The organism is [Clostridium] scindens (genome assembly GCF_019597925.1).
In the GTDB taxonomy this organism is placed as follows: Bacteria; Bacillota; Clostridia; order Lachnospirales; family Lachnospiraceae; genus Clostridium_AP.
Window position 1 is genome coordinate 2,786,526 of the sequence record NZ_CP080442.1, and the last position, 24,096, is coordinate 2,810,621.

Here is a 24,096-nt window from a genome sequence, read left to right on the forward strand (position 1 = left end):
TCTACATTCCGTCTCCCTATGCGAGTATATCGCTGAATTCATTGATGATATGATCTTTGGTAATCACGATTACGCTGTCTCCGACTTCCAGATGATCCTCTCCGTTTGGAATAATGACCTTCCTCTTACGTCCGATACAGGCGATCAGATAATTCGCCTTGGTAGGCAGGTCTTTAAGCGGAACATTGGTGAACTTGCATTCCTTCTTAATAATGAACTCTACTGCCTCCACCTTTCCGCCCAGCAGCCGGTACATCGTCTCCACATTTGCGCTGCTGTAAGAATTATTCCTGGCTCTTACATAACTCATGATCGCATCTGCCGTCGCGCTCTTTGCCGACACGATGCTGTCGATCCCAAGTCCTTCCACCATCTGGGCCCTGGAATCTTCGTTTACCTTGGCAACGATCTTATTTACTCCCTGCGTCTTTGCAAAGAGAGACATGATGATGTTCTCTTCATCCATTCCAGTCAATGCGATCACTGCATCAGCCTCTCCGATGCCTTCTTCCATCAAAAGGTCATGGTCCGCAGCATCTCCGTGAATGATCGTGGCCTTCGGAAGGGCCTCGCAAAGCTGCTCGCAGCGTTCCTGCCTGGATTCGATGATCTTTACCTGCATGCCAGCCTGAAGCAGCTGGGCCGCAAGATAGAAGCACACATAGCCGCCTCCGCAAATCAGCACCTTCTTCACTCTGGCATTCTTGCGTCCCAAAGACCGGAAGAATGTCTCCAAATCCTGATGAGCGGCGGCAATATGCATCTTGTCGCCTTTCTGGAGGACAAAGTCTCCATCCGGAATATATACTTGTCCGCCTCTTTTTACTGCGCATACCAGGATCTTAATCTGGAATTTCTGGTATACTTCGGCCAGGGACAGGCCTGTAAGAGGACTTTCGTCTCTGAGGTTGAATTCTACCAGTTCCACTCTTCCCTTCATAAATGTCTCTACCTTGCTTGTCTCAGGGAAAAGCAGCACTCTTGAAATCTCATTGGCAGCCGCCAGTTCCGGGTTTACTGCCATACTCAGGTGCAAATCCTCTTTTAATATATCTATCTGACGATAATAGACGGGGTTGCGCACCCTGGCTATGGTATGCTTTGCCCCAAGCCTCTTTGCCAGAAGGCAGCTTAGCATATTCAGTTCATCGGTAGAAGCGCATGCGATCACAAGATCTGCATGCGGGACATCTGCCTGCTTCTGGACGTTTACGTCCGCGCCATTACCGGTAATGCAGAAAATATCCAGCTGATTTAACGCCTCCTTTAACTTTCCTTCATTCTGGTCAATCAATACAATGTCATAATCTTCTTCCGACAATTGCGTCGTCAGTTTATGGCCGACTTTGCCGTCGCCAATAATCACTATTTTCATTTCCTGTTCCTCATACTATCCTCATCTGTTTTTTGCATAGCAAAGAGATTATAGCACTTTTGCTTTAAGAAAAAAAGCCCTTCCGGGCTTTTCTTCTAAATAATATGTTCCTTATTCTTCTGCTGCTCTTTTTGCGATTTCCGCTTCCTGGACATCAGAAGGAGCCTGCTCGTAACGGGCAAATTCATAAGAATACGTTCCTCTTCCTCCTGTCATGGAGCGCAGGATGGTGCAATAGCCGAACAATCCGGTCATAGGAATGTCTGCGACAATTTCCTGATATCCGCCTGCAATCGGGTTCATTCCAAGCACGCGTCCACGGCGCTTGTTCAGATCGCCCATGACGTCTCCGGTATAATCCTCAGGCACTATGACCTTGATGGATGCGATGGGTTCCAGAAGTACCGGCCCTGCTTCCATGAATCCCTTCTTAAATGCCTGGACCGTAGCCGTCTTAAATGCCATTTCAGAAGAGTCAACCGGATGGTAGGATCCATCATAAAGGATTGCCTTGACTCCGACTACCGGATATCCTGCAAGAGGCCCCTTCTGGACGGAATCCTGAAGGCCTTTCTCAACTGCCGGGAAGTAGTTCTTCGGAACGGCTCCGCCTACAACGACTTCTTCAAATACATATGGGCTCTCCAGATCTCCAGATGGCTCGAATTTCATCTTTACATGACCGTACTGTCCATGACCGCCGGACTGTTTCTTATACTTGGTATCCACATCGGATTTCTTTTTGATCGTCTCACGGAAGGCCACTCTTGGAGTGTCCAGCGTAATCTCGCATTTGAATCTTGCCGCCAGCTTGCTTGCAACAATCTCCAAATGCTGGTCACCCATGCCATAGAGCAGAGTCTGGCGGTTCTCGCTGTCATTAACTGCCCTTAATGTAACGTCTTCTGCCATCATCTTCTGAAGCGCCTGGGAAACCTTGTCCTCATCCCCTTTGTTCTTTACGATGTACTTCATATATGTATATGGCTTCGAATACTCCGTCCTTCCATATAAGACTGGCGTGCCTTTTGCGGAAAGCGTATCACCCGTCTTTGTATTGGAGAGTTTTGCTATGGCGCCGATATCTCCTGCAAACAGCTCGCTTACTTCCACTGGCTTATTTCCAATCATCGTGTAGATCTTGCCGAGCTTCTCTTCCGTGTCCGTATCCGGATTGTAAAGTGTATCCTCGCCCTTTAAAACGCCTGAGCACACTTTAATGAAGGAATACTTTCCAATAAATGGGTCAACCATCGTCTTGAATACGTATGCGGATTTTGCCTTTGCAAAGTCATAATTCGCCTCGAAGATCTCGTTAGTCTTCCGGTTGATGCCTGCGCACTCTCTGTATTCCGGACTTGGGAAGAATCGAACGATATCAGACAGGAGATTGGCAACTCCCTGTGCCTGGATATTGGATCCCATTGCCACCGGAACAATGCTTCCATCCATGACTTCCGTACGCATTGCAGAGCGGATCTCTTCTACGGAGAATTCTTCTCCTGCAAAATATCTTTCCATAAAGTCATCGCTGGTCTCTGCCACTGCCTCCAGCAGCTTCTCGCGGTAAATCTCCAGATTCGGCTTGCAGTAATCCGGAATCTCGCATTCTTCTCTCTGCCCGATGCCCGTATAGCGTCTGCCGGCATTCTTGATAACATTGACGTATCCAACCAGTTTTTCATTCTCGCGAATCGGCTGGAAGTGAGGCGCGATCACTTTGCCATATCTGTCTGTAAGATCCTGCACTACCTGACGGAAACTTGCGTCGTCCACATCCATCTCTGTTACGTATATCATACGCGGCAGATTATATTTGTCACATAACTCCCACGCTTTTTCCGTTCCTACTTCCACGCCTGCCTTGCCGGATACAACGATCACGGCCGCGTCCGCCGCGCTAACAGCCTCTTCTACCTCTCCTACAAAGTCAAAATATCCCGGCGTATCCAGCACATTGATCTTTGCCTTCTCCCATTCGATCGGGACTAAGGTCGTGCTGATAGAGAATTCACGTTTCTGTTCCTCTTTATCGAAATCACTAATCGTATTGCCATCTGTGATTTTGCCCATACGATTGGTCGCTCCTGATACATAAGCCATAGCCTCTACAAGACTTGTCTTCCCGCATCCCCCATGTCCTAAAAGGACAACGTTTCTAATCTCATCCGTTCTGTAAACCTTCATATCTGCTGCCTCCTTATATTGGTAAAATCTCATGTATATATTGTACTAAAAAAAACTCTTTATTACAACTCTTTTATACATTATTTACAACATATTGTTTGATTTATCGCGCAACTCAAAATACTTTTTCGCTTTAAAGCGTTATAGCATTGACAAACCTGGCACAGACAGAGTAAAATAAATTGGACACAGCAAAGGAGGACTAACATGAAACTTAAAATCGGTTTTATCGGCCTGGGCCTGATCGGCGGCTCTATAGCAAAGGCAATCCGCCAATATTATCCCGAGTACGAGATCGTGGCTTTTGACAAGAATAAAGAGACTCTGGCTTTAGCGACTCAGGAATCCATTATAGACGTAGCCGCCACTACCATTGACGATAACTTCCACCATTGCAGCTACATATTCCTGTGCGCGCCTGTTTCCTATAACACGGCTTACCTGAAGCAGATCAAAGGATATCTGCACGATGGCTGCATTCTTACCGATGTAGGAAGCGTTAAGACAAATATCCACCGTGAGGTGGAAGCACTTGGAATCGAGCCATATTTCATCGGCGGCCATCCCATGGCTGGTTCCGAGAAAAGCGGCTATAGCAACGCAAAGGCCATGCTGATTGAAAATGCCTACTATGTGCTTACACCTACCAGCAAGGTGCCTCAGGAAAAGATAGATAACTATGTAAATTTTGTCCGTGATCTGCGGGCTATCCCTATTATATTAGACTATCAGGAACATGACCAGGTTACCGGAACCATCAGCCACCTTCCCCATATCATCGCGTCCAGCCTGGTGAATTTTGTCAGGGACACGGATACAAAGGACGAACTGATGAAGAATCTGGCAGCCGGAGGATTTAAGGATATCACACGGATTGCTTCATCGTCGCCTACCATGTGGCAGCATATCTGCCTCAAGAATAAGGAGAATATCTCCCGGATCCTGGATGCATATATCCAGGCTCTTGGCAAGGCAAAGGAATTGATCGACCAGGAGGATGAGCAGGGACTCTATTCCCTGTTTGACAGTTCCAGGAATTACCGCAATTCTATCCCTGGCTCTTCAGCCGGCCCGATCAAGAAGGCCTTCGCCGTATACTGCGATATTATAGATGAGGCCGGCGGAATTGCCGCTATCGCAACAATACTCGCATCCAACAATCTGAATATCAAGAATATCGGGATTGTACATAACAGAGAATTTGAAGAAGGGGTTCTGCGCATTGAATTCTACGATGAAGGCTCTTCAAAACGGGCCGCGGAATTACTGCAGAAATTCAGGTATATTGTTTATGAGCGTTAGAAATATAGCCAAGGCAAAGAATTTAAAAGGAGAAATCACGGTTCCAGGCGATAAGTCTATCTCCCACCGCAGCATCATGCTGGGGGCGATTGCCCGGGGAACCACGGAGATCACCAATTTCCTAACCGGTGCAGACTGTCTTGCTACCATCAGCTGCTTTCGTAAAATGGGCATCGAGATTGATTGCCGCCCTTCCAGCATCCTGGTGCACGGGAAAGGCCTGCACGGCCTGACTGCGCCTGATGGGGTACTGGATGTTGGAAACAGCGGCACCACAACGCGGCTGATGTCCGGCATCCTGGCTGGGCAGGACTTTTCCTGCGTCCTGGCTGGGGATGATTCCTTAAACCAGCGCCCAATGGCGCGCATCATGAAGCCCTTAAACAGCATGGGGGCTCACATTGCCAGCGTCAATGACAATGGCTGCGCTCCGCTTAAGATTGAGCCGGGCCATCTTCGCAGCATTGCCTACCAGTCTCCGGTAGCCTCTGCCCAGGTCAAGTCTGCCATCCTTCTCGCGGGGCTCTACGGAGATGGAGAGACTTCCGTGACTGAGCCGGCGCTGTCCAGGAATCATACGGAACTCATGCTGCAAAGTTTTGGCGCCAGTGTATCCGCCGCTATGCATCCGGACGGCAGCGCTACCGCTTACGTTCACGCCTGCGACGAATTATACGGGCAGCAAATTTTTGTTCCCGGCGACATCTCATCGGCAGCATACTTTATCGCCGCAGGCCTTCTGGTCCCGGGCTCCGAACTGCTGGTCAAGAACGTAGGCACCAATTTCACAAGAGCCGGATTTCTTGACGTATGCAAGGCAATGGGGGCAGATATTACCCGTGTAAATGAGACCTTCCTGGGGGGCGAAGGACGCGCGGACATCCTGGTCCGCTCCAGTCATCTGAAAGGCGCTACGATAGAGGGGGACATCATCCCTGCTTTGATCGATGAGATCCCCATCCTCGCAGTTATGGCTGCCCATGCAGAAGGCACAACCGTCATCAAGGATGCTGCCGAACTGAAGGTAAAGGAGACCGACCGGATCGCTACAGTCACTGAAAACCTTAAGGCTATGGGCTGTAACATAACCCCTACCAATGACGGCATGATCATCGAAGGAGGCCTCCCGCTTTCTGGCGCCCGGATCCATAGCCATATGGATCACCGCATCGCCATGGCATTCGCCATCGCCGGCCTGACCGCCAAAGGGGAAACCGTTATCGAGGATAGCCAGTGCGTAGATGTGTCCTATCCAGAATTTTTCGAGGTGGTGGAAAGAATAAGTAACACGTAACAGTTTTAACTTTGACACGTAACACTTTTCAAAAATGTTACGTGTCAAACCTTCATAACTGGTGTGCATAATTAAAAAAGTCCCTGTGTAAAACCGAAAAAACTGGTGTGTAAATTGCATATAGAATACGAAAAAGCAATTAATCCAATCATATTTGCGTTTCTTTTGGATTAATTGCCTTTTTGTTTGATTTATTGAATGAATTCAATTTAGCACAGGATATTTTATATTTTTACACAGGGGTTATATCATCTTTACACACCAGTTTTACAAGGTGAACACGTAACATTTTTGAAAAATGTTACGTGTCAAAGTTAATATTATTACGTGTCAATAATACGTTACTCTTACGGTTTTTCCCAGGTGTTCTATACATTCCCGCAATTGTTCCACCAAATTCATCCTGACGCTCAGGTCGAATGGCAGGTTGGAGTTCTGATGGGCCGTGTTCATGGCCTTCCCCACGAACAGATTTAGTTCCGTGCATTCCTCGATTATCAGTTTGGCCAGTTTGGATGCGCCGTTATCGGCATCCAACTCGTCAAAGAATGCCTCATCAAAATCATCGTTTTCGTAACGTCTAAGCAGCCCCAGCGCTTTTCCAATGGTCAGCACGCCTTCTGTCACCAGATCCAGGCCTTCGATGCTTGCTGTAGGCGGAACGGTTGGATCCGCATAATTCAGGGATGTGATGATCTCTTTTTTCAGCACTCTGGCAGTGATGTTCGCGCTGGTCCCTCCACAGACCACCTTCTTGCCTTCTTGATTCATGAAGTCCCGGACTACCCGCTCATCGTCCTCCTTGTGAGTAGGAGGTCCCGTAAATATGTTGAGAATGCGCCGTTCTATGACTCTCGCGACGGCAACCGTGGTATCGTCCCCAGGCTTCTGCCCGTACAGGTCATCACAGGCCTGGCTCAGCATGGCGGCCAGTCGGGACGCCGACAGAGTCTCCTTCGTACACTTCAGGGTATATTCTGCCATACTTTCCCAGGTCCAGCCAAAATTCAGAAGTTCTCCGACCCCCGCATAGATGACGCCATCGCTCATAAGTACGAAACAGTCCTTAAGTTCTACCTGAAAACGATACTCCCGGATGGTCTTGTCCTCAATCACCCTCTCCTCATAAGGATAATCCACGATCTTGCCATCCCGCACAAACACACATTTGGGATTATCGAATTCTACCAGATATGCCTCCCCGCTGTGAAATATCTGAAGAATGCTGAAAGTGGCATAGGCAACTTCCCTTACCTTGCACACCGGCAGCGTCTTGGCGATCGTCTCCACGCAGGCTTCTATGGATGCCCCCTCCAGAAACATGGTTCCCAGGATCTTGGATGTCAGGGTGGCCAGAATATTAGCCTTAACGCCGCTTCCCATTCCATCCGCCAGTATAATAATCTCAGAATCGTCCGTCTTAAGGACCTCCACCTTGTCTCCACAGAGTTCTTCATGATGCTTGTTCAGGCTTTTCCAGGATATATCTACACTTACACTCATATCAATCTTCCTCTTCAAACAGAATTGAATCCCTCAGTTTTGACAGGGTCACTTTGGTCTCCGCAGTCGTCTCTCCCAGAAGGCCGGCGATTTCCTGCGCCACCATCATCTGCTTGTCAATGACCTTCTGCGCCATCTCTACCGTCTCCATCTTCAGGTTATAGTGCTGTTCTTTGGCCTTCTCTTCCCTGGTGATATCCTGGTACGTCACCAATACGGACTCTAGGCTTTCTATATAAATGATGCTCTCTACCACTGTCAGCTTCATGGAATCCAGATTCAGCTTCTTGTGAATGATCTGCTGTCTGGTATTCAGGACCTCCGCAATATCCTTGTCGTCCATAAATTCAAAAATATACCGCTCCAGCGCTTCTTCCCTGGACACTCCAAGCATCTCCTGCGCCTTTTTGTTGCATTCGCGTATTCGCATATCCTTGTCAACGATCATGATCATGCTGGGCGTCACATCCATCACGATGTTGGACATTGATTCCGCCTGGGCCACCGCATAAGGCAGGCACATGCCAATCTCGGCTTTCTTCTGGTACACTGCTGTCGCTTTGGACCGGCAAGTAGGATATCCGCAGGCACCGCAGTTCAGTTCGTCTTCTTTTGTATATTTGCCCATCGCATGAAGAATCTGCTCCATCTCCGTGTCTGAAGGCGTGCGGTCATGGACGCGTCGATCCTTAAATGTCTTCTGAAGCTCTATATTGCGTCCCTCAATGCCTTGTGCCTCTTCCTGATATGCGACTTGGTCTTCCAGATCCATCTTGGCCCGTACCAGGGACTGCTGCCATTTATCAGAAGCTGGTCCCTTGATGCATCCGCCCTCGCAGACATTGACCTCGAAGAAACTATTCTGGATCCCGCCTTTTTCCAACTCTTCAAAGAGTTCCATACAGGCTTTCAGCCCATCAATATGTATTTTATAGTAATTGTCCTCCACTGAACTTGCACGCACAGACTTAATAATCCCCCCGCTGATCGGGTAGAGCTGATTGACCTTAGGGCTTGGATTCCCCATAGGAAGGTTCTGGCACTGGTGGACATCTATGCCTTGTGCCTTCCACCATTTCACGATCTCTTCAAACGTAAGGATAGCATCGATTGCCCCCTGTACTCTTTCATCCCCGATTGCCTCCTCCTTCTTGGCAATACAAGGCCCTAAAAATACCACTTTCACATCCGGCCCGTAAATATCCTTGATGAGCCGTCCATGGGCAATCATAGGAGATACCACCGGAGCCATCATGGGAACCAGGGACGGATAATACTTCTCGATCAGATCATTGACGCTGGGACAGCAGGTCGTGATGATGTTGTCCATCTGGCCATCTTTTAGAAGTTTCCAATACTCTCTGGTCACCAGCGCGGCACCCTCGGCCGTCTCCCGAACCTCATAGAAGCCCAGCTGCTTCAGGGCATCCACGATCTGGCCCGGCTTATCGTATTCCAGCACGCCAAGATAGGAAGGGGCGATGGATATAATCGTCTTCACTCCCTGCTTCAGATACCGCTTCACCCGATCCATGTCGCTGGCAAATGTCTTTGCATTCTGAGGACATACTTCCAGGCAATGGCCGCAGTTGATGCAGTGGTCCTTCATAATATGAGCCTGCTCGTTTTGGACGGAAATGGCTTTCACTTCACAGTTTCGCACGCATTTATAGCAATGCCTGCAGCTCGCATCCTTAAAATCTATTACTCGCACTTTCCCGCCTCCTTCAATATGACCTCATGGAAGAAATCTTCCGCATCCCCCGGCTTTACATGGTAAATATTCTCCCCGATCTTTACACCGACGCCTTTGGAGCAGGCGCCCATGCAGAACGAGCCGCTCAGCTCGATATCCGCTACATCTCCGTGTTCCTTCGTAAGCCTGGTAAATGTCTCAATAACATCCTTGGAGCCCCTCACATGGCAGGAACTTCCAATGCATATCAGAACCTTCATAATGTCCTCCTTAATCCGCACATAGTTACTTCTTCCATTATAACATTACACAGATTAAGGCGCAATCTCGGGAAATGTTTATTTCTGTTTATGATTTCTACTCAGGCTTTTCATTTATAATTTTCATTTATAACTTCCTCTTATAACTTCCTCTTGCAATTAACACTTTACATTCAGGCATATCCTATTCCTTTGCCAGGATAATGCTGACAATACCGCATAGGATCCCTCCCACCGGAAATGCGATCCAGCTGATATTCCAATAGTTTCCTACAAATCCAAGCAGAAAGAATACAATAACCGCTATCAGCATAATCACAGCGCAGATCTTTCCGATCAGGGCTCCCCTCTTTTTCGCCAGTCCTTCTTTACGATTCTTCTTATTATATTTCTCAATATCATATTTTTCTTTCTGGCAGCCAATATAGACCAGCATGGTGACGGCTATTGTAACTGGAATCATGAAAACGCAATGGAAAATGTCTTCCTCAAACCGGGCAGGCAGCTGCATTTCCTCCACAAATCCTTCATAGATCACGCCGCACAGTATCAGTCCAATCGCCACAGCGACAACATTAATATATTTTTTATGAAACTTATCAATTTCTTCTGTCGTATATACATTTTCTATTACCGGATATCTTCTCCGAAATTCCTCATCTTTCAACCCGTGAACCACGAATAGCAGGACGGATACCACGCACATGATAAGAAACAGCATATTTGCATAACTTTCGCTGACTCGGATCCCCATCAGGAATTCGTATATCGTCACTCCAAACAGTATAAAGCCTACGCCAAAGGCTACCGCCTTGCTGAACTCATTCTTATGCTGGTCATATTGTGCATTATCTTCTGCAAAAGACTCCGTCGCATCGCCTCTGATCAGCGTATCCATATCGCATCGGAACATCTCGCACAGCTGCAATATCTTCTCCATCTCCGGATAGGTTGCTCCTGATTCCCATTTTGAAATCGTCTGCCTGGATACTTCCATCCGCTCAGCCAGTTCCTCCTGGGTCATATCCGCTTTCTTCCTGTAAAACTGTAAATTCTCTGAAAATGCTGCCATATTTTTCTCTCCGTTTCATTTATATTCCAATCGATTGTAATAAAAAAATAGCATATTATCAGCGCAACCTCTATAAAGTCCTTGTTGCTTTTGAGGAAAATAACGTAAACTTTCGGTTGACATCCCCAATTTTATCATATTTTAGAAGTCTCTGCCACAAAGCGAGGCGGCCTACAACCGAAATCGTAGGCCGCCTCATTTTATATGAGATTATGTCATCACCAAATTAATTGATCGTCCGCTTCACATAACTCGTATGCAGGGTCTCATGCGCCTTATGGCTTCCTGGCTCGCCAAGATACTCTTCATATAGTTTCTTGATTGCCGGATTCTCATGGGACTTGCGGATCGGCTTAGCTGAATCATTCTTATACAGGACGCTTGCACGGATTCCTCTTACATCCGTAAAGTTCCTTACATCGCCGGATACCTGCGGCTGTCCGCCTCCGTTGACGCATCCGCCCGGGCATCCCATGATCTCGATGAACTGGTAGTCTGCCTCGCCGGATTTTACTTTGTTAAGCAGCGTTCTCGCATTGCCAAGCCCGGATGCCACTGCCACCTTTACATCCATGCCCGCAACATTGTATGTAGCCTCTTTTACGCCCTGGGTGCCACGGACATCCGTGAAGTCCAGATTCGCCAGTTCTTCGCCCGTCAGCACTTCCACTGCGGTACGAAGGGCTGCTTCCATAACTCCGCCGGTAGTGCCAAAGATTACGGCTGCTCCCGTGGACTCGCCCATCGGATCATCGAACTTCTCATCCGGAAGAACGGTAAAGTCGATGCCGCAGCGCTTGATCAGTCTTGCCAGTTCTCTGGTCGTAATGGCAATATCCACATCCGGCACGCCTGCAGCATCCTGGTCATCCCTGCCAATCTCGAACTTCTTGGCAGTACATGGCATGACGCTGACCGATACGATCTTCTTAGGATCGATGCCTTCCTTCTCAGCAAAATAAGTCTTTAGCATCGCGCCGAACATCTGCTGCGGAGACTTGCAGGTAGATAGATTCTCTGTCATATCCGGAAAATAATGCTCGCAATACTTGATCCATCCCGGAGAACAGGACGTGATCATCGGAAGCACGCCGCCGTTCTTAATTCTGTCTAAGAGTTCCGTCGCCTCTTCCATGATGGTAAGGTCGGCTGCCCAGTCTGTATCGAATACCTTGTCGAAGCCAACTCTTCGAAGCGCGGCTGCCATCTTGCCTTCCACATCCGTACCCATTGGATATCCAAATTCCTCTCCCAGTCCCGCACGTACGGAAGGAGCGGTCTGAACCACCACATACTTATCCGGATCTGCAATGGCATCCAGAATCTTCTGGGTATAATCCTTCTCATATAATGCTCCGGTAGGACAGACTGCGATACACTGTCCGCAGGATACGCAGCTGGTCTCGCCCAGCCCCATCTCGAACGCGGAGCCGATCATCGTGCTGAATCCACGGTTGTTGGTGCCGATAACGCCGATTCCCTGCACCTTTTCACAGACCGCGACACAGCGGCGGCATAGGATACACTTGTTGTTATCACGGACCATATGTGCCGCAGAAGTATCCAGTTCATAATGATTTACTTTGCCTTCAAAGAAGTTCTCATCATCAACTCCGTACTCCCGGCAAAGCTGCTGCAGTTCGCAGTTCCCGCTTCTTACGCAGGAAAGGCATTTTTTATCATGATTAGAAAGAAGCAGCTGCAAGGTCTTCTTTCTGGATTTGATCAGTCTTGGAGTATTGGTGTATACCTCCATCCCTTCATTGATCGGATGCACGCAGGCGGCTACCAGATTTCTGGCTCCTTTCACTTCAACCACGCACATACGGCAAGCGCCGATTTCATTGATTTCTTTTAAAAAACATAAGGTTGGTATCTTGATTCCTGCCAGGTGTGCCGCTTCAAGGATAGTAGAACCTGCAGGAGCTGATACATCAAGTCCATTAATTTTAAGATTAATATTTTCCATAGTCTCCATCCTCCATTACTCTTTGTAAATAGCACCGAAACGACATTTTTCCATACAAGCCCCGCACTTAACGCACTTATCCTGATTGATGACATGAGGCTCTTTGACAGCGCCTGTGATCGCATCATTCGGACAGGTTCTTGCACACAATGTACATCCTTTACATTTATCTGCGTCAATCTTGTAGGAAAGAAGTGCCTTGCAGACGCCTGCCGGACATTTCTTGTCGACAATATGAGCTATGTACTCGTCTTTAAAGTAACGCAAGGTTGAAAGTACCGGGTTTGGAGCTGTCTGTCCAAGGGCGCACAGAGAATTAGACTTTAGATGCGCGGCCAGATCTTCCAGCTTATCCAGATCTTCCATCGTGCCCTGCCCGTTGGTGATCTTCTCTAAGATCTCCAGCATGCGCCTTGTACCGATACGGCATGGCGCGCACTTGCCGCAGGACTCGTCAACCGTGAACTCCAGGAAGAACTTCGCAATATCAACCATACAGGTATCTTCATCCATTACGATCAATCCGCCGGAGCCCATCATAGAGCCTATGGCGATCAAGTTGTCATAGTCAATCGGCACATCAAAATGCTCTGCCGGGATACATCCGCCGGATGGTCCGCCGGTCTGCGCAGCCTTGAATTTCTTGCCATTGGGGATCCCTCCGCCAATCTCTTCTACGATCTCCCGCAGTGTTGTTCCCATTGGAATCTCTACGAGTCCTGTATTCTTAACCTTGCCGCCCAGGGCAAATACTTTTGTTCCCTTGGACTTCTCTGTTCCCATGGAGGAGAACCATTCTGCCCCGTTCAGGATGATCTGAGGAATATTTGCCAGCGTCTCTACGTTATTCAGGATCGTAGGCTTCTGGAACAGTCCCTTAAGTGCCGGGAATGGAGGACGCGGTCTTGGCTCTCCTCTGTTTCCTTCGATAGAGGTCATAAGCGCGGTCTCCTCGCCGCATACGAATGCGCCTGCTCCAAGGCGGATATCAATATCAAAATCAAATCCGGATTCAAAAATATTCTTTCCCAGCAATCCATACTCTCTGGCCTGCCCGATCGCGATATTCAGACGTTCCACCGCGATTGGATACTCTGCACGGACATAGATATAACCCTGGGACGCGCCGATCGCGTATCCTGCGATCGCCATTGCTTCCAGTACGACATGAGGATCGCCTTCCAGTACGGAACGATCCATGAACGCTCCCGGGTCGCCCTCGTCAGCGTTGCAGCAGACATACTTCTGATCTGCCTCGTTTGCTGCCGCAAATTTCCACTTCAGGCCAGTAGGGAATCCTGCTCCGCCACGTCCGCGAAGTCCGCTGTCCAGGATCACCTGGATCACTTCTTCCGGCTTCATCGTGGTAAGAACCGTGCCAAGCGCTTCATATCCGCGCGTACCGATATATTCCTCGATATTCTCCGGATTGATCACGCCGCAGTTGCGAAGCGCGACTCTGTGCTGCTTCTTATAAAACTGGGTTTCCTGAAGAGGAAGCACCTTTTCATTCTTAACCGTCTCCTCATACAGGAGCCGGGTTACAACCCTTCCCTTTAACAGATGCTCTTCTACGATTTCCGGAATGTCCTCTTCCTTCACCATCGCGTAAAAGGATCCTTCCGGATACACGATCATAATCGGGCCTAAGGCGCACAATCCAAAACATCCGGTCTTGACAACGCCGACCTCATTCTCCAGCCCATGCTTCTTAATCTCTGCTTCTAATTTCTCTCTGATCTTCTGGCTGCCTGAGGAAGTACATCCTGTTCCACCGCAAACCAAAACGTGCGAACGATACATAGTCTTATACCTCCTTTGCTTATTTCTGCTCAGCGCTTAATGTATACTTGGTAACGACCTGTCCCTGCTTCAGGTGGAGGTTAAATACTTCCATTGCTTTTTCAGGCGTCATCTTCACATAAGTTACTTTATCTTTTCCCGGCTCCAATACTTCTACGATCGGCTCATACTGGCAAAGGCCGATGCACCCGGTAGGCGTAACGCTGATCTTGTCTGTCAGGAATTCATTCTGTACCGCTTCTGAAAGTGCGGCAAGAACAGGCCTTGCGCCGCTTGCGATTCCGCAGGTAGCCATGCCGACAACGACTCTGGTCTGCGTATCGCTCTCAGAACGAACTCCAACCTTGCTTTGGTTCTTTTCTCTTATTGCTTTTAATTCTTCCAGAGATTTCATATACATCCTCCCTTTTAGTCTGATAATTATAATGTTCTTCCGTCATCTACTTCCGCCTTGTTATCTTCCAGATATTCCCGGATAAACTGGGATACCTCGGCTTCTTTAAATGACATCCCGCCCAACAGTTCCTTCATCTGCTTCGTGTCAAGCGTAAATTCCTTCTCGTCATATGCATATCTATAATGGAAATCAATCTGTTCATTGAATACGATCAGCGTAAACATCGTAGAATTAATATCCCCGAGAGGCATCCGGTCGATATGGGACAGTCCAAAAATCGCCTTCACGCAGGTGCCTTCGTTTACACGGGACGCAATCTGGAAGCTTCCTCCCGTGCTCTCCGCTGCCTGCTTAAAAAAGGGAATTCCAAGTCCTACCCTTCTGGTGGTTCTGGTCGTATAAAACGGATCGGTCACTCTTCTAACCTGCTCCTCGTCCATCCCGCATCCGTCATCCCTTACCATAATCTCCAAGGTGTCCTTTTGGCTGTCGGCAATCACGTCAATCTCTATGTATCCGGCTCCCGCCCGTATGGAATTCTCCGCCACATCCAATATATTCAATGAGATTTCTGGCATCATAATTATTCATATTTGGCCAGAATATCATCGATATCATCCACGGTAAGCCGGCCATACACTTCATCATTAACCATCATAACAGGAGCCAGTCCACAGGCGCCTACGCAGCGGCAGGCATCCAGCGAAAACTTGCCGTCCGGCGTACATTCTCCTCCCACGATTCCTAATTTTTCCATCAGCTTGTTATAGATATCTCCCGAGCCCTTTACATAGCAAGCCGTGCCAAGACAGACCGATATGCGGTAGCGTCCCTTTGGATTTAGGTTAAACTGGGAATAAAAGGTGACAACTCCATAGATCTTTTCCAGTGGAATTCCGGTTTCATTAGAAATGATTTTCTGAACTTCAATCGGCAGATAGCCATAGATGTCCTGGGCCCTCTGCAGAATAGGCATCAGGGAACCTTTCTCATCTTTCAGTTCATGGATTACTTCTAACAGTTCTTTTTCTTGCTCTTTCGTCCCATTGAACTGAACTGTAGATTTTTTAGAAAGCATTGTTTTTACCTCCCTTTACTATCTTTTTTTGGTGACAATTTGGTACATTCACGTTGAATTACTTATTCATTCTATCATACAAAAATACAAAAATCTATAGTTTTTTCTTGTCAATTTGTTAACTTTCAGACAGTTGCGTTTGATATTTCACTATCACTATGTTAAAAAATGTACAATATTTTTCCCGGTTTTTTAGTAATATTACACAACCGCAGTTGATTTTCACTTATCTGAATGATATACTTATAAAAATAAGTCTATTAATACGTAGGAGGTATTTATGACAATCGGAAGAATAAAAGCCTTATTAGAGGCAGATGTGCTGTATGGCGAAGACACCTTGGATGATGAAGTGAAATATGCGTTTTCTTCAGACATGATGAGCGATGTCCTGGCCTATGCTGACGAGCATTCTGCCTTGATTACCGGCCTTTGCAATCCCCAGGTGGTGAGGACGGCGGAGATGCTTGATATTGTCTGTATCATATTTGTAAGAAATAAGATTCCGGATCAGAGCATCCTGGCGCTTGCGGAAGAAAAGGGAATTGTCATCTTATGCACGGCGCGAGGCATGTTTACGACTTGCGGCATACTATACAGCAATGGACTGCTTGGAGGTGCAAATATTTAATGGGTGAAAACCTAATCTTACATTACGACATATCAGGCGACGATTTTACACGTGCCGGCGAAGCCAGCAGCGATGTAAAGAACAAACTAAAAGTCATGGGCGTAGATAACAATGTGATACGAAAAGTGGCTATTGCCATGTATGAAGGCGAGATCAATATGGTGATCCACGCCAACGGCGGAACCATTACCGTCGAGATATCCCACGACAGCATACGGATGATTCTTGCCGATACCGGTCCCGGTATCGCAGACATTGACAAGGCAATGGAAAAAGGCTATTCCACTGCCCCTGAGGAAGTGCGCGCATTAGGCTTTGGCGCAGGGATGGGATTGCCGAACATGAAAAAATATTCCGACTATATGAACATTGAAACCACCATTGGCGTCGGTACTACCGTAACCATGGATGTTCATTTATAGACAGCAGGGAGGGAGAAGCTTGGACAAATTCATTCATTCAGTAAAACTAGACGAAGATGCCTGCATCGGCTGTATAAACTGCATTAAATACTGTCCGACCCAGGCCATACGGGTACATAACGGGAAGGCTAAGATCACGCCGGAATTCTGCGTTGACTGCGGCCGCTGCCTGCGCTATTGTCCGCATCACGCGAAGGTTGCCATTTACGATTCCATTGAAGAGATCCGCAATTATAAGTATACGGTTGCCCTGCCTGCCCCTTCTCTCTATACGCAGTTCAACAATCTGACCAACGTGGACATCGTCTTAAACGCGCTGCTGTCCATGGGGTTTGACGATGTGTTTGAAGTCAGCGCGGCTGCCGAACTGGTATCGGAGGCGTCCCGCGCCTACATCAGCGAGCATCGGGACGAGGCGCCTTTTATCAGCACGGCCTGCCCTACTATCGTAAGGATCATCCGCGTCAAGTATCCTACACTGATACCGCGGCTGCTTCCCCTGAAGCCCCCGGTAGAAGTTGCGGCTGAAATAGCCCGGAAGAGGGCGATTGAAAAGACGGGGCTTAAGTCCGAAGATATCGGCATCTTCTTTATATCCCCCTGCCCGTCAAAGGTGACCTATGTCAAATCCCCTCTGGGAATAGATAAAAGTCAGATTGACAAAGTGCTGGCTATAAAAGAGGTCTATCCCATTCTTCTGGAGCATATGACTCACGACGAGAGCAAGCTTAAGCCTCTGGCCGCATCTGGGCGCATCGGCATCGGCTGGAGCAATGCCGGCGGAGAATCCGCAGGGCTGATCACCGATAATTATCTGGCCTGCGACGGCATCATGAGCGCGCTTCGCGTTCTTGGGGATCTGGAGGACGAAAAGTTCCATGGCTTAAAATTCGTAGAGTTGAACGCCTGCAACGGCGGATGCGTGGGAGGTCCTCTTACTGTAGAGAATCCCTATGTTGCCACCGCCAAATCCAAGAAACTGCACAGATATCTTCCGGTGGCCCAGACTCATGCCAGCAATTTTGATGATATTGATTACCACTGGAGCAGCTTCGTAGAATATGAGCCTGTATTCCGCCTCGGCCATTCCTTCCGGGAAAGCCTGGAGATGATGGGACTTATCGAGGAACTGACAGAGCAACTGCCCGGACTTGACTGCGGCTCCTGCGGAGCGCCTACCTGCCGCGCCCTGGCAGAGGACATCGTACGCGGAGAGGCTACAAGGACCGACTGTATCTATGCCTTCCATGAGTATATTAACACGCTCTCCAAGGAGATCTCATCCCTCACCCGCTCGCTGAACCTAAGCTGCGGCAACAATGACGAGTCGGTAAGGATTCTGGAGGATTACATAGAGAAGCTTACAACAGAGCTGGATAAAAAGGAGCGATGATTATGACGACTGTACAGACATTGATCGATGCCGGATTATTTGCCTTAAAGGAGCCTGGCAATGCATCCTTGGAGATCGCGAAGGTATTCTGCTGCGACCTCCTCAGCATAGCCATGAGCAAAGCGCCGGAAAACGGCGCCTGGGTCACCGTCATGGGGAACAAGAACACGCTGGCCGTGGCTTCCCTAGCGGATGTCTCCTGCATTATCCTGGCAGAGGGAATCACCTTTTCAGACGAGGATCTCGCCTGTGCCAAAAAGGAAAGAATTGCCGTCTTTGAGACGGAACTTCCGGTCTTTGACGCTGCGCTTAAGATTCAGGAGCTGCTGTCATGATTCCCCTGTATTATGATCTTCATATGCATTCCTGCCTGTCTCCTTGCGGCGACGATGACATGACCCCTGCCAATCTCGTGGGCATGGCCGCCGTCAAGGGACTGGACGTGATTGCGCTGACAGATCACAATTCCTGCAAGAACTGTCCGGCTGCTATGAAGCATGGAGAAGAATATGGCGTTATCGTCATTCCTGGGATGGAACTGACCACATCAGAGGAAGTCCATGTGGTCTGCCTCTTTCCGACCCTTGATGATGCGCTTTCTTTTGATGCCTATGTTTATGACCATATCCTTCCCATAAAGAACAAGGAACATATCTTTGGCAGGCAGCAGATCATGGATGCACAGGATCATGTTATCGGAAATGTCGAGCGCCTGCTGATCAGCGCCACAGATATCTCCTTTGACCGCATATTCGCCCTGGCCTCTTCCTACCACGGCATCGCATATCCGGCCCACATTGACAAAACTACAACAAGTTTGCTGTCCAATCTTGGCTTCGTTCCCCCTGACAGCACCTTTCTTTGTGCAGAAATTCACAATATGGGCAACCTTCATCGCATACAAAAAGAGCACCCTTACTTTCTGCAATGTAACATTGTCAGCAGTTCGGATGCTCACTATCTTGAAGATATAAATGAACCCTATTATCAGCTGTATTCCGAGTCCCGATCCATACCCGATATTCTGGCCGGACTCTTACGGCATGCCTAGCGCTATTTCTCCCGGAAACGGTAGCCTACTCCGATCTCCGTCAGCACATATTCAGGATTTGCCGGATCCTTTTCAATCTTTCTTCTCAACGTCGCCATGAATACGCGCAGGTTTCCGGCATCGATATCCTCCGCATACCCCCATATCTCACGGATAATATAATTATGGGTCAGAACCTTCCCTCTGTTGGCGATCAGCAGCAGTAGTATCTTATACTCGATCGGAGTCAGATGCACCTCTTCTCCTTCTACCAGCACTTTCCGCTTCTCATAATCCACCGTCAGGCTACCGGTAGAGAACACGGTCATGATCTCTTCCTGCCGGGCCGTACCGGTTTTCCTTAAGCCGGCGCGTATCCTTGCCATTAGTTCTCCCATATAGAAAGGCTTCGTCACATAATCATCCGCCCCCGCATCCAGGGCCTGGATCTTCTCCCCTTCCTCCTGCCTGGCTGACACTACGATGATGGGAATATCCGAAACCTCCCGCACGCTTTTGATTACTTCCATGCCATCTCCATCCGGAAGCCCCAGATCCAGAATGATCAGATCCGGCTGATTGGCATAAAACAAACTGACTGCCTCTTCCACAGACTTGGCAACGAAGAACGCATATTCTTCCTTTTTCAATGTCATGCTGATAAAATTTATAATATACTTGTCATCTTCTACGATTAATAATGTCTTCTTGTCTTCCATATCTTTTATTCCACTTGCTTGGCCGGGATCCAGAATATAAATCTGGCTCCCCCCGCATTCCTGTTCTCCTCCCATATATCACCGCCGTGGGCATGCACCACTTCCTTGCAAATGGTAAGTCCAAGCCCGATTCCGCGTTTCTGGTCCGTGCTTTTATCACCGCCGGAGACAAATTCATCAAATATTCTCTCCCTCAGTTCTTCCGGAACGCCATCCCCGTCATCTTCTATGACAAAATATGCCTTATGATCCCGGTAGGACACGCTAAGAGATATGCTTCCGCCTTCTTTTGTATGCTTCATGGCATTGTCAAGCAGGTTGATGATCACCTGGGCAATCATCCTGGCATCCATATCTGCCACGATAACCTCCTTTGGCAGCGATACCTGGAAATTCCGCCTGTCCCTTAAGCCGATCACGTGAAGGGATGCTTCATTAATCACATCATCAACGACTTCCGGACTCTTATTAATAAACTGCTGCCCGCTCTCGATCTTCGTCATGCTCAGGATATTCTCCATCATCTTCATCAGCCACATAGACTGCTCCATAATATCCTGTACCAGCTGGGCGCGCTCAGGCGAATCCATATCCTCGGATTCCAGGATCAGCCCGCAGTCGCCCATGATCCCGGTCAAAGGCGTACGAAAATCATGGGATATGCTTCTGAGCATGCTGCTCTTCATATGCTCCCTCTCTACCTCTACCTTGATCCGCTCCTGTTCCGCATAGATCATCTCCCGGTCAAGCGCGATCCCGATCTGGTTAGCCGCAGTCTTGACGATCAGCTCCTGCTCCACGCTGAGTCCCTGATTGTGGTTTAATACCTTCAGTATTCCTATCTGCTTCACCATGCCTATGATAGGAAACATCATATAATCCCTGGAGGTATACTCCTTGCCCGCCCCGGATACCACCGTCTCATCCAGCAGTTCCACGATGCACTCGTATCCCGTATGCTCGTAGATATGCCGGATGCCCAGCTCGATGATCTTCTCCTTGCCGGTAGCATTGATGAACTGTTCCGACATCTCGTACAGGCGGGTGGCAGTCTCCTCATTCTTCTTCGATATAATCAGCTGCTTCTGGAACCTGACGGTAAGGCTGGACGATATAAATGCGGCAATCAAAAAGAACGCCATGAGTGCCACATCGTTGGGATTCATGATGGCAAATGTATGAACTGGTACCGTAAAGAAATAATTGAATATCAGCACGCTGGAGATTGCGCCAAAAATTCCATATTCATACCCCCAGGTACAGGTGCTGACCAGAAGGACGCCCACCATGAATACCATAAGGACGTTCTCCTTGGCCACGCCAAAGTGATTCAGGATCAGTCCCAGTATGCTGGCTGTTATCACGATCGCCGCGGTCTTTGCCACGTATGCTATTTTTTTATTTTTTAACAGTACTCTTATCTTCTCCATTTACCCATCATAGCATCTTACTTGATATTTGCCAATATCTTGTCTACGTCTTTCTTAAGGCCGATCACCATAAGATGAATGCTGTCGTTCATCTTGTAGTCAGCCCTTGGAAGCAGCTGCAGATGCCCGTTCTCCTTGATTCCCAGCACGCTTACGTGATATTTGGAGCGGATATCCACCTCCCGGATGCTTTTCCCTATCCAGCTGTGCATTGGCGGAATCTCAAAGATGGAGTATCCTTCTGCCAGTTCGATATAGTCAAACACATGGTTGGCGCTGTGCTTGACTGCCAGCCGCTCCGCAATATCCCTGTCAGGATATATCACCTCGTCCGCCCCGTTCCTAAGCAGGAATTTGGCATGAATGTCGCGGTTTGCCTTGCTTACCACATATTTCCCGCCCAGTTCCTTAACCAGGCTGGTAATCTCCAGGCTGCTTTGAAAGTTGGAGCCGATGCATACAAAGCAGATGTCAAAATTCCCCACGCCCAGATTCCTCAGCACCTCTTCATTGGTGCAGTCTCCAATCTTCGCTGTCGTCGCTATCGGAAGCAAATCCTCCACATTCGCCTCCACCTTGTCTACAACCATCACTTCATTTCCTAGGCGGATCATATTCTTGCACAGATGATGCCCAAACCTTCCTAAGCCAATAATTAATACAGATTTCATCTTTCTCTCCCCAATCTATTTTATTCTAGCCTATGGTAATCGGCTCTACCGGCACTTTCACCGGCACTTCGGCTTTATGCCCCCGAAGCGAAAGGGCAAACGTCAGGCTTCCTACCCTTCCACAGTACATCAGGAATACTAATACCAGTTTTGAAACCTCCGTCAGATCCCGCGTGATTCCGGTAGACATTCCTACCGTTCCGATGGCCGATATTACTTCAAATACGATATCCATCACTGGCTGCGGCTGGACTGCTGCCAGAATCATCACTGCCATGAATACCAGGAACAGATTCGTGCACAGGACCGTACTGGCTTTGCGGATCGCGCCGTCATCCAGCCTGCGTCCGAATACATTGCAATAGGTCTTATTCCTTAGATTGGCGCTTACGTAGACAAGCAATACCACGAATGTGGTGGTTTTAATTCCGCCTGCCGTAGACCCAGGACTGCCCCCAATAAACATGAGGAATATGGTAAGCATCTTGCTGTTATCGGTCAGCGCTGCCGTATCTACCGTATTAAATCCTGCCGTTCTTGCCGTCACAGAACCAAACAAGGAACTTAGCACCTTTCCTTGGGTGGACATCCCATCCAGCGTGTTCTGGCTTTCAAACAGATATAGAAGCGCCGCTCCTCCTATTACCAGGATTGCCGTTGTCACCAGCACAATCTTGGTATGAAGACGGTATCGGCTAATATGGTGGCGGTGGGTGGATACGTCATTCCAGACGAAAAATCCAATGCCGCCTATGATAATCAAAGCCATGATCACGATATTTACAAGCGGGTCATCATAATATCCGGTAAATGAAGTATAGGGAGCGTCTTTTCCCATCAGATCAAATCCGGCGTTGCAGAACGCGGAAATGGAGTGGAATATCCCATAATAGACGGCCTTTCCCCATCCCATCTGTTCTTGGAAGCGAAGAGTAAGAAGCGCGGCTCCGACTCCTTCAAACAGGAGGGTTCCCAGCATGATCTTTTTTGCCAGCCGGACAATTCCTCCAATCTGCAGAATGTTGACGCTCTCTTGCAGCGTCCCCCGCATCCATAGTCCAATCTTCCTTCGGAGGATGATGGCAAAAAATACGCCAATGGTCATAAACCCCAGGCCGCCAATCTGAATCATCGCAAGAATGATACACTGTCCGAACATCGTCCATTTGCTAAACGTGTCTGCGATTACCAGGCCCGTCACGCAGGACGCCGACGTGGCTGTAAAAAGGGCATCCGGAAATGAAGTTGCAAGTCCGTCCCTGCTGGCCGCCGGAAGCATCAGAAGCAGCGCTCCTGTTAGGATGATCAGCGCATAGCCAATCACGATCATCTGTGTCTGCGTCAGTTTACGAATCATAACTTTCATGCTATCACGACCTCGTTTCCCGACATGGCGTTTTCCAGCTGCTCTGTGATCTTGATATCCCGGTTCAGCACCTGGATATGAAAACGCTTGTATACAATATAATTTACATGGTCATTGCAGATGCCGTACAGCTGCTCCGTATGGTATATCTTTCGCAATAGGCTGCAGACGGAAAGATTGTCTTCATCCGAGGAAGATATGGCAATTACGAGACTGACATTCTTCCAGTCCTTTTTCAGGCATGCTTCTTCAATAAATATCGGCCTCAGCCCCCTGCCCTTAAGCCACCTTCCAATCTCTTCTGTCCACTCGTCTTCTCCAAACACAACCGCGCAGGGTTCCTGCGACTCGTTTTGCGCCTCTTCTGCCTGTAGCTTCTTTTCTTCTCCTACCCAGTGATCCAGCCGGAAGGTCAGGTAGTATCCGTATCCGGCGGCAGCTGCCATAATTAAAATTAATAGAATATTTGTCAACATATCATCACCCTCTTCTTCTACC

General features: G+C 48.4%; 23 protein-coding genes. 7 read left to right on the forward strand and 16 right to left on the reverse strand.

Annotated elements, in window-relative coordinates; genetic code table 11:
- Positions 1–16: 16 nt before the first annotated feature.
- Positions 17–1,375: a Trk system potassium transporter TrkA gene (trkA, locus tag K0036_RS13315; RefSeq protein WP_220429955.1), complete on the reverse strand. Its 1,359-nt coding sequence runs from the start codon at positions 1,373–1,375 to the stop codon at positions 17–19.
- 111 nt (positions 1,376–1,486) lie between these two features.
- On the reverse strand, positions 1,487–3,562 hold the full coding sequence (locus tag K0036_RS13320; protein WP_025642882.1) for an elongation factor G: 2,076 nt from the start codon (positions 3,560–3,562) through the stop codon (positions 1,487–1,489).
- A 207-nt stretch (positions 3,563–3,769) separates the two neighbouring features.
- Here K0036_RS13320 and K0036_RS13325 point away from each other — a divergent pair, with 207 nt between their 5' ends.
- On the forward strand, positions 3,770–4,864 hold the full coding sequence (locus tag K0036_RS13325; RefSeq protein WP_025642881.1) for a prephenate dehydrogenase: 1,095 nt from the start codon (positions 3,770–3,772) through the stop codon (positions 4,862–4,864).
- Positions 4,854–6,158: a 3-phosphoshikimate 1-carboxyvinyltransferase gene (gene aroA / locus K0036_RS13330; protein ID WP_220429956.1), complete on the forward strand. Its 1,305-nt coding sequence runs from the start codon at positions 4,854–4,856 to the stop codon at positions 6,156–6,158. The genes K0036_RS13325 and aroA overlap by 11 nt, the downstream gene beginning before the upstream one ends.
- 330 nt (positions 6,159–6,488) lie before the next feature.
- On the opposite strand, the gene K0036_RS13335 is transcribed toward aroA, so the two are convergent.
- The 9 genes from K0036_RS13335 to K0036_RS13375 all read right to left on the reverse strand — a co-directional run bounded on the left by K0036_RS13335 (position 6,489) and on the right by K0036_RS13375 (position 15,936).
- The gene (locus K0036_RS13335) at positions 6,489–7,661 is read right to left on the reverse strand and encodes a SpoIIE family protein phosphatase (RefSeq protein WP_025642879.1); all 1,173 of its coding nucleotides are present in this window, start codon (positions 7,659–7,661) and stop codon (positions 6,489–6,491) included.
- 1 nt (position 7,662) lies between these two features.
- Positions 7,663–9,375 carry a [Fe-Fe] hydrogenase large subunit C-terminal domain-containing protein gene (locus K0036_RS13340; RefSeq protein ID WP_173693870.1) on the reverse strand — a complete coding sequence of 571 codons (1,713 nt, stop codon included), beginning with the start codon at positions 9,373–9,375 and terminating at the stop codon, positions 7,663–7,665.
- Entirely contained in the window at positions 9,366–9,617 is a 252-nt protein-coding gene (locus K0036_RS13345) for a (2Fe-2S) ferredoxin domain-containing protein (RefSeq protein ID WP_220429957.1), read from the reverse strand. The genes K0036_RS13340 and K0036_RS13345 overlap by 10 nt, the downstream gene beginning before the upstream one ends.
- Positions 9,618–9,801: 184 nt before the next feature.
- Positions 9,802–10,689, reverse strand: a complete 888-nt coding sequence (locus tag K0036_RS13350) for a helix-turn-helix domain-containing protein (RefSeq protein WP_259283308.1) — start codon at positions 10,687–10,689, stop codon at positions 9,802–9,804.
- Between the two features lie 226 nt (positions 10,690–10,915).
- On the reverse strand, positions 10,916–12,658 hold the full coding sequence (locus K0036_RS13355) for an NADH-dependent [FeFe] hydrogenase, group A6 (protein ID WP_220429958.1): 1,743 nt from the start codon (positions 12,656–12,658) through the stop codon (positions 10,916–10,918).
- 15 nt (positions 12,659–12,673) lie between these two features.
- Complete coding sequence (gene nuoF / locus K0036_RS13360; RefSeq protein ID WP_025642875.1) at positions 12,674–14,461, reverse strand: NADH-quinone oxidoreductase subunit NuoF; 1,788 nt, start codon at positions 14,459–14,461, stop codon at positions 12,674–12,676.
- Positions 14,462–14,480: 19 nt separating this feature from the next.
- On the reverse strand, positions 14,481–14,855 hold the full coding sequence (locus K0036_RS13365) for a (2Fe-2S) ferredoxin domain-containing protein (protein WP_025642874.1): 375 nt from the start codon (positions 14,853–14,855) through the stop codon (positions 14,481–14,483).
- A gap of 26 nt (positions 14,856–14,881) precedes the next feature.
- Positions 14,882–15,439 carry an ATP-binding protein gene (locus K0036_RS13370; protein WP_025642873.1) on the reverse strand — a complete coding sequence of 186 codons (558 nt, stop codon included), beginning with the start codon at positions 15,437–15,439 and terminating at the stop codon, positions 14,882–14,884.
- Positions 15,440–15,441: 2 nt separating this feature from the next.
- Positions 15,442–15,936, reverse strand: coding sequence for a complex I 24 kDa subunit family protein (locus K0036_RS13375; protein WP_004608282.1), 495 nt, complete (start codon positions 15,934–15,936; stop codon positions 15,442–15,444).
- A gap of 280 nt (positions 15,937–16,216) precedes the next feature.
- Here K0036_RS13375 and K0036_RS13380 point away from each other — a divergent pair, with 280 nt between their 5' ends.
- From K0036_RS13380 to K0036_RS13400, 5 genes are read left to right on the forward strand one after another with little or no spacing between them, the layout of a single operon-like run.
- Positions 16,217–16,567, forward strand: coding sequence for a DRTGG domain-containing protein (locus tag K0036_RS13380; RefSeq protein WP_025642872.1), 351 nt, complete (start codon positions 16,217–16,219; stop codon positions 16,565–16,567).
- Positions 16,567–16,989 (forward strand): ATP-binding protein, encoded by a 423-nt coding sequence (locus tag K0036_RS13385; RefSeq protein ID WP_025642871.1) that lies wholly within the window; start codon positions 16,567–16,569, stop codon positions 16,987–16,989. The genes K0036_RS13380 and K0036_RS13385 overlap by 1 nt, the downstream gene beginning before the upstream one ends.
- A gap of 19 nt (positions 16,990–17,008) precedes the next feature.
- Positions 17,009–18,382 (forward strand): [Fe-Fe] hydrogenase large subunit C-terminal domain-containing protein, encoded by a 1,374-nt coding sequence (locus K0036_RS13390; RefSeq protein WP_220429959.1) that lies wholly within the window; start codon positions 17,009–17,011, stop codon positions 18,380–18,382.
- 2 nt (positions 18,383–18,384) lie between these two features.
- Positions 18,385–18,717 (forward strand): hypothetical protein, encoded by a 333-nt coding sequence (locus tag K0036_RS13395; RefSeq protein ID WP_025642869.1) that lies wholly within the window; start codon positions 18,385–18,387, stop codon positions 18,715–18,717.
- Positions 18,714–19,433, forward strand: a complete 720-nt coding sequence (locus K0036_RS13400; RefSeq protein ID WP_044955278.1) for a PHP domain-containing protein — start codon at positions 18,714–18,716, stop codon at positions 19,431–19,433. The genes K0036_RS13395 and K0036_RS13400 overlap by 4 nt, the downstream gene beginning before the upstream one ends.
- A 2-nt stretch (positions 19,434–19,435) precedes the next feature.
- Here K0036_RS13400 and K0036_RS13405 read toward each other — a convergent pair whose 3' ends face one another.
- From K0036_RS13405 to K0036_RS13425, 5 genes are read right to left on the reverse strand one after another with little or no spacing between them, the layout of a single operon-like run.
- Complete coding sequence (locus K0036_RS13405) at positions 19,436–20,131, reverse strand: response regulator (protein ID WP_025642868.1); 696 nt, start codon at positions 20,129–20,131, stop codon at positions 19,436–19,438.
- Between the two features lie 5 nt (positions 20,132–20,136).
- Positions 20,137–21,561: an ATP-binding protein gene (locus tag K0036_RS13410; RefSeq protein WP_220429960.1), complete on the reverse strand. Its 1,425-nt coding sequence runs from the start codon at positions 21,559–21,561 to the stop codon at positions 20,137–20,139.
- A gap of 17 nt (positions 21,562–21,578) precedes the next feature.
- Positions 21,579–22,232 carry a potassium channel family protein gene (locus tag K0036_RS13415; protein ID WP_004608274.1) on the reverse strand — a complete coding sequence of 218 codons (654 nt, stop codon included), beginning with the start codon at positions 22,230–22,232 and terminating at the stop codon, positions 21,579–21,581.
- Positions 22,233–22,257: 25 nt separating this feature from the next.
- Positions 22,258–23,598 carry a TrkH family potassium uptake protein gene (locus K0036_RS13420; protein ID WP_025642866.1) on the reverse strand — a complete coding sequence of 447 codons (1,341 nt, stop codon included), beginning with the start codon at positions 23,596–23,598 and terminating at the stop codon, positions 22,258–22,260.
- Complete coding sequence (locus K0036_RS13425; protein ID WP_025642865.1) at positions 23,595–24,074, reverse strand: hypothetical protein; 480 nt, start codon at positions 24,072–24,074, stop codon at positions 23,595–23,597. The genes K0036_RS13420 and K0036_RS13425 overlap by 4 nt, the downstream gene beginning before the upstream one ends.
- Positions 24,075–24,096 lie beyond the last annotated feature (22 nt).

What these genes read in the sequence shown, in the direction of transcription:
- trkA (WP_220429955.1), bottom strand. Translation starts at nt 1,375, where the DNA reads ATGAAAATAGTGATTATTGGCGACGGCAAAGTCGGCCATAAACTGACG.
- K0036_RS13320 (WP_025642882.1), bottom strand. Translation starts at nt 3,562, where the DNA reads ATGAAGGTTTACAGAACGGATGAGATTAGAAACGTTGTCCTTTTAGGA.
- K0036_RS13325 (WP_025642881.1), top strand. Translation starts at nt 3,770, where the DNA reads ATGAAACTTAAAATCGGTTTTATCGGCCTGGGCCTGATCGGCGGCTCT.
- aroA (WP_220429956.1), top strand. Translation starts at nt 4,854, where the DNA reads ATGAGCGTTAGAAATATAGCCAAGGCAAAGAATTTAAAAGGAGAAATC.
- K0036_RS13335 (WP_025642879.1), bottom strand. Translation starts at nt 7,661, where the DNA reads ATGAGTGTAAGTGTAGATATATCCTGGAAAAGCCTGAACAAGCATCAT.
- K0036_RS13345 (WP_220429957.1), bottom strand. Translation starts at nt 9,617, where the DNA reads ATGAAGGTTCTGATATGCATTGGAAGTTCCTGCCATGTGAGGGGCTCC.
- K0036_RS13350 (WP_259283308.1), bottom strand. Translation starts at nt 10,689, where the DNA reads ATGGCAGCATTTTCAGAGAATTTACAGTTTTACAGGAAGAAAGCGGAT.
- K0036_RS13355 (WP_220429958.1), bottom strand. Translation starts at nt 12,658, where the DNA reads ATGGAAAATATTAATCTTAAAATTAATGGACTTGATGTATCAGCTCCT.
- nuoF (WP_025642875.1), bottom strand. Translation starts at nt 14,461, where the DNA reads ATGTATCGTTCGCACGTTTTGGTTTGCGGTGGAACAGGATGTACTTCC.
- K0036_RS13365 (WP_025642874.1), bottom strand. Translation starts at nt 14,855, where the DNA reads ATGAAATCTCTGGAAGAATTAAAAGCAATAAGAGAAAAGAACCAAAGC.
- K0036_RS13370 (WP_025642873.1), bottom strand. Translation starts at nt 15,439, where the DNA reads ATGATGCCAGAAATCTCATTGAATATATTGGATGTGGCGGAGAATTCC.
- K0036_RS13375 (WP_004608282.1), bottom strand. Translation starts at nt 15,936, where the DNA reads ATGCTTTCTAAAAAATCTACAGTTCAGTTCAATGGGACGAAAGAGCAA.
- K0036_RS13380 (WP_025642872.1), top strand. Translation starts at nt 16,217, where the DNA reads ATGACAATCGGAAGAATAAAAGCCTTATTAGAGGCAGATGTGCTGTAT.
- K0036_RS13385 (WP_025642871.1), top strand. Translation starts at nt 16,567, where the DNA reads ATGGGTGAAAACCTAATCTTACATTACGACATATCAGGCGACGATTTT.
- K0036_RS13395 (WP_025642869.1), top strand. Translation starts at nt 18,385, where the DNA reads ATGACGACTGTACAGACATTGATCGATGCCGGATTATTTGCCTTAAAG.
- K0036_RS13400 (WP_044955278.1), top strand. Translation starts at nt 18,714, where the DNA reads ATGATTCCCCTGTATTATGATCTTCATATGCATTCCTGCCTGTCTCCT.
- K0036_RS13405 (WP_025642868.1), bottom strand. Translation starts at nt 20,131, where the DNA reads ATGGAAGACAAGAAGACATTATTAATCGTAGAAGATGACAAGTATATT.
- K0036_RS13410 (WP_220429960.1), bottom strand. Translation starts at nt 21,561, where the DNA reads ATGGAGAAGATAAGAGTACTGTTAAAAAATAAAAAAATAGCATACGTG.
- K0036_RS13415 (WP_004608274.1), bottom strand. Translation starts at nt 22,232, where the DNA reads ATGAAATCTGTATTAATTATTGGCTTAGGAAGGTTTGGGCATCATCTG.
- K0036_RS13420 (WP_025642866.1), bottom strand. Translation starts at nt 23,598, where the DNA reads ATGAAAGTTATGATTCGTAAACTGACGCAGACACAGATGATCGTGATT.
- K0036_RS13425 (WP_025642865.1), bottom strand. Translation starts at nt 24,074, where the DNA reads ATGTTGACAAATATTCTATTAATTTTAATTATGGCAGCTGCCGCCGGA.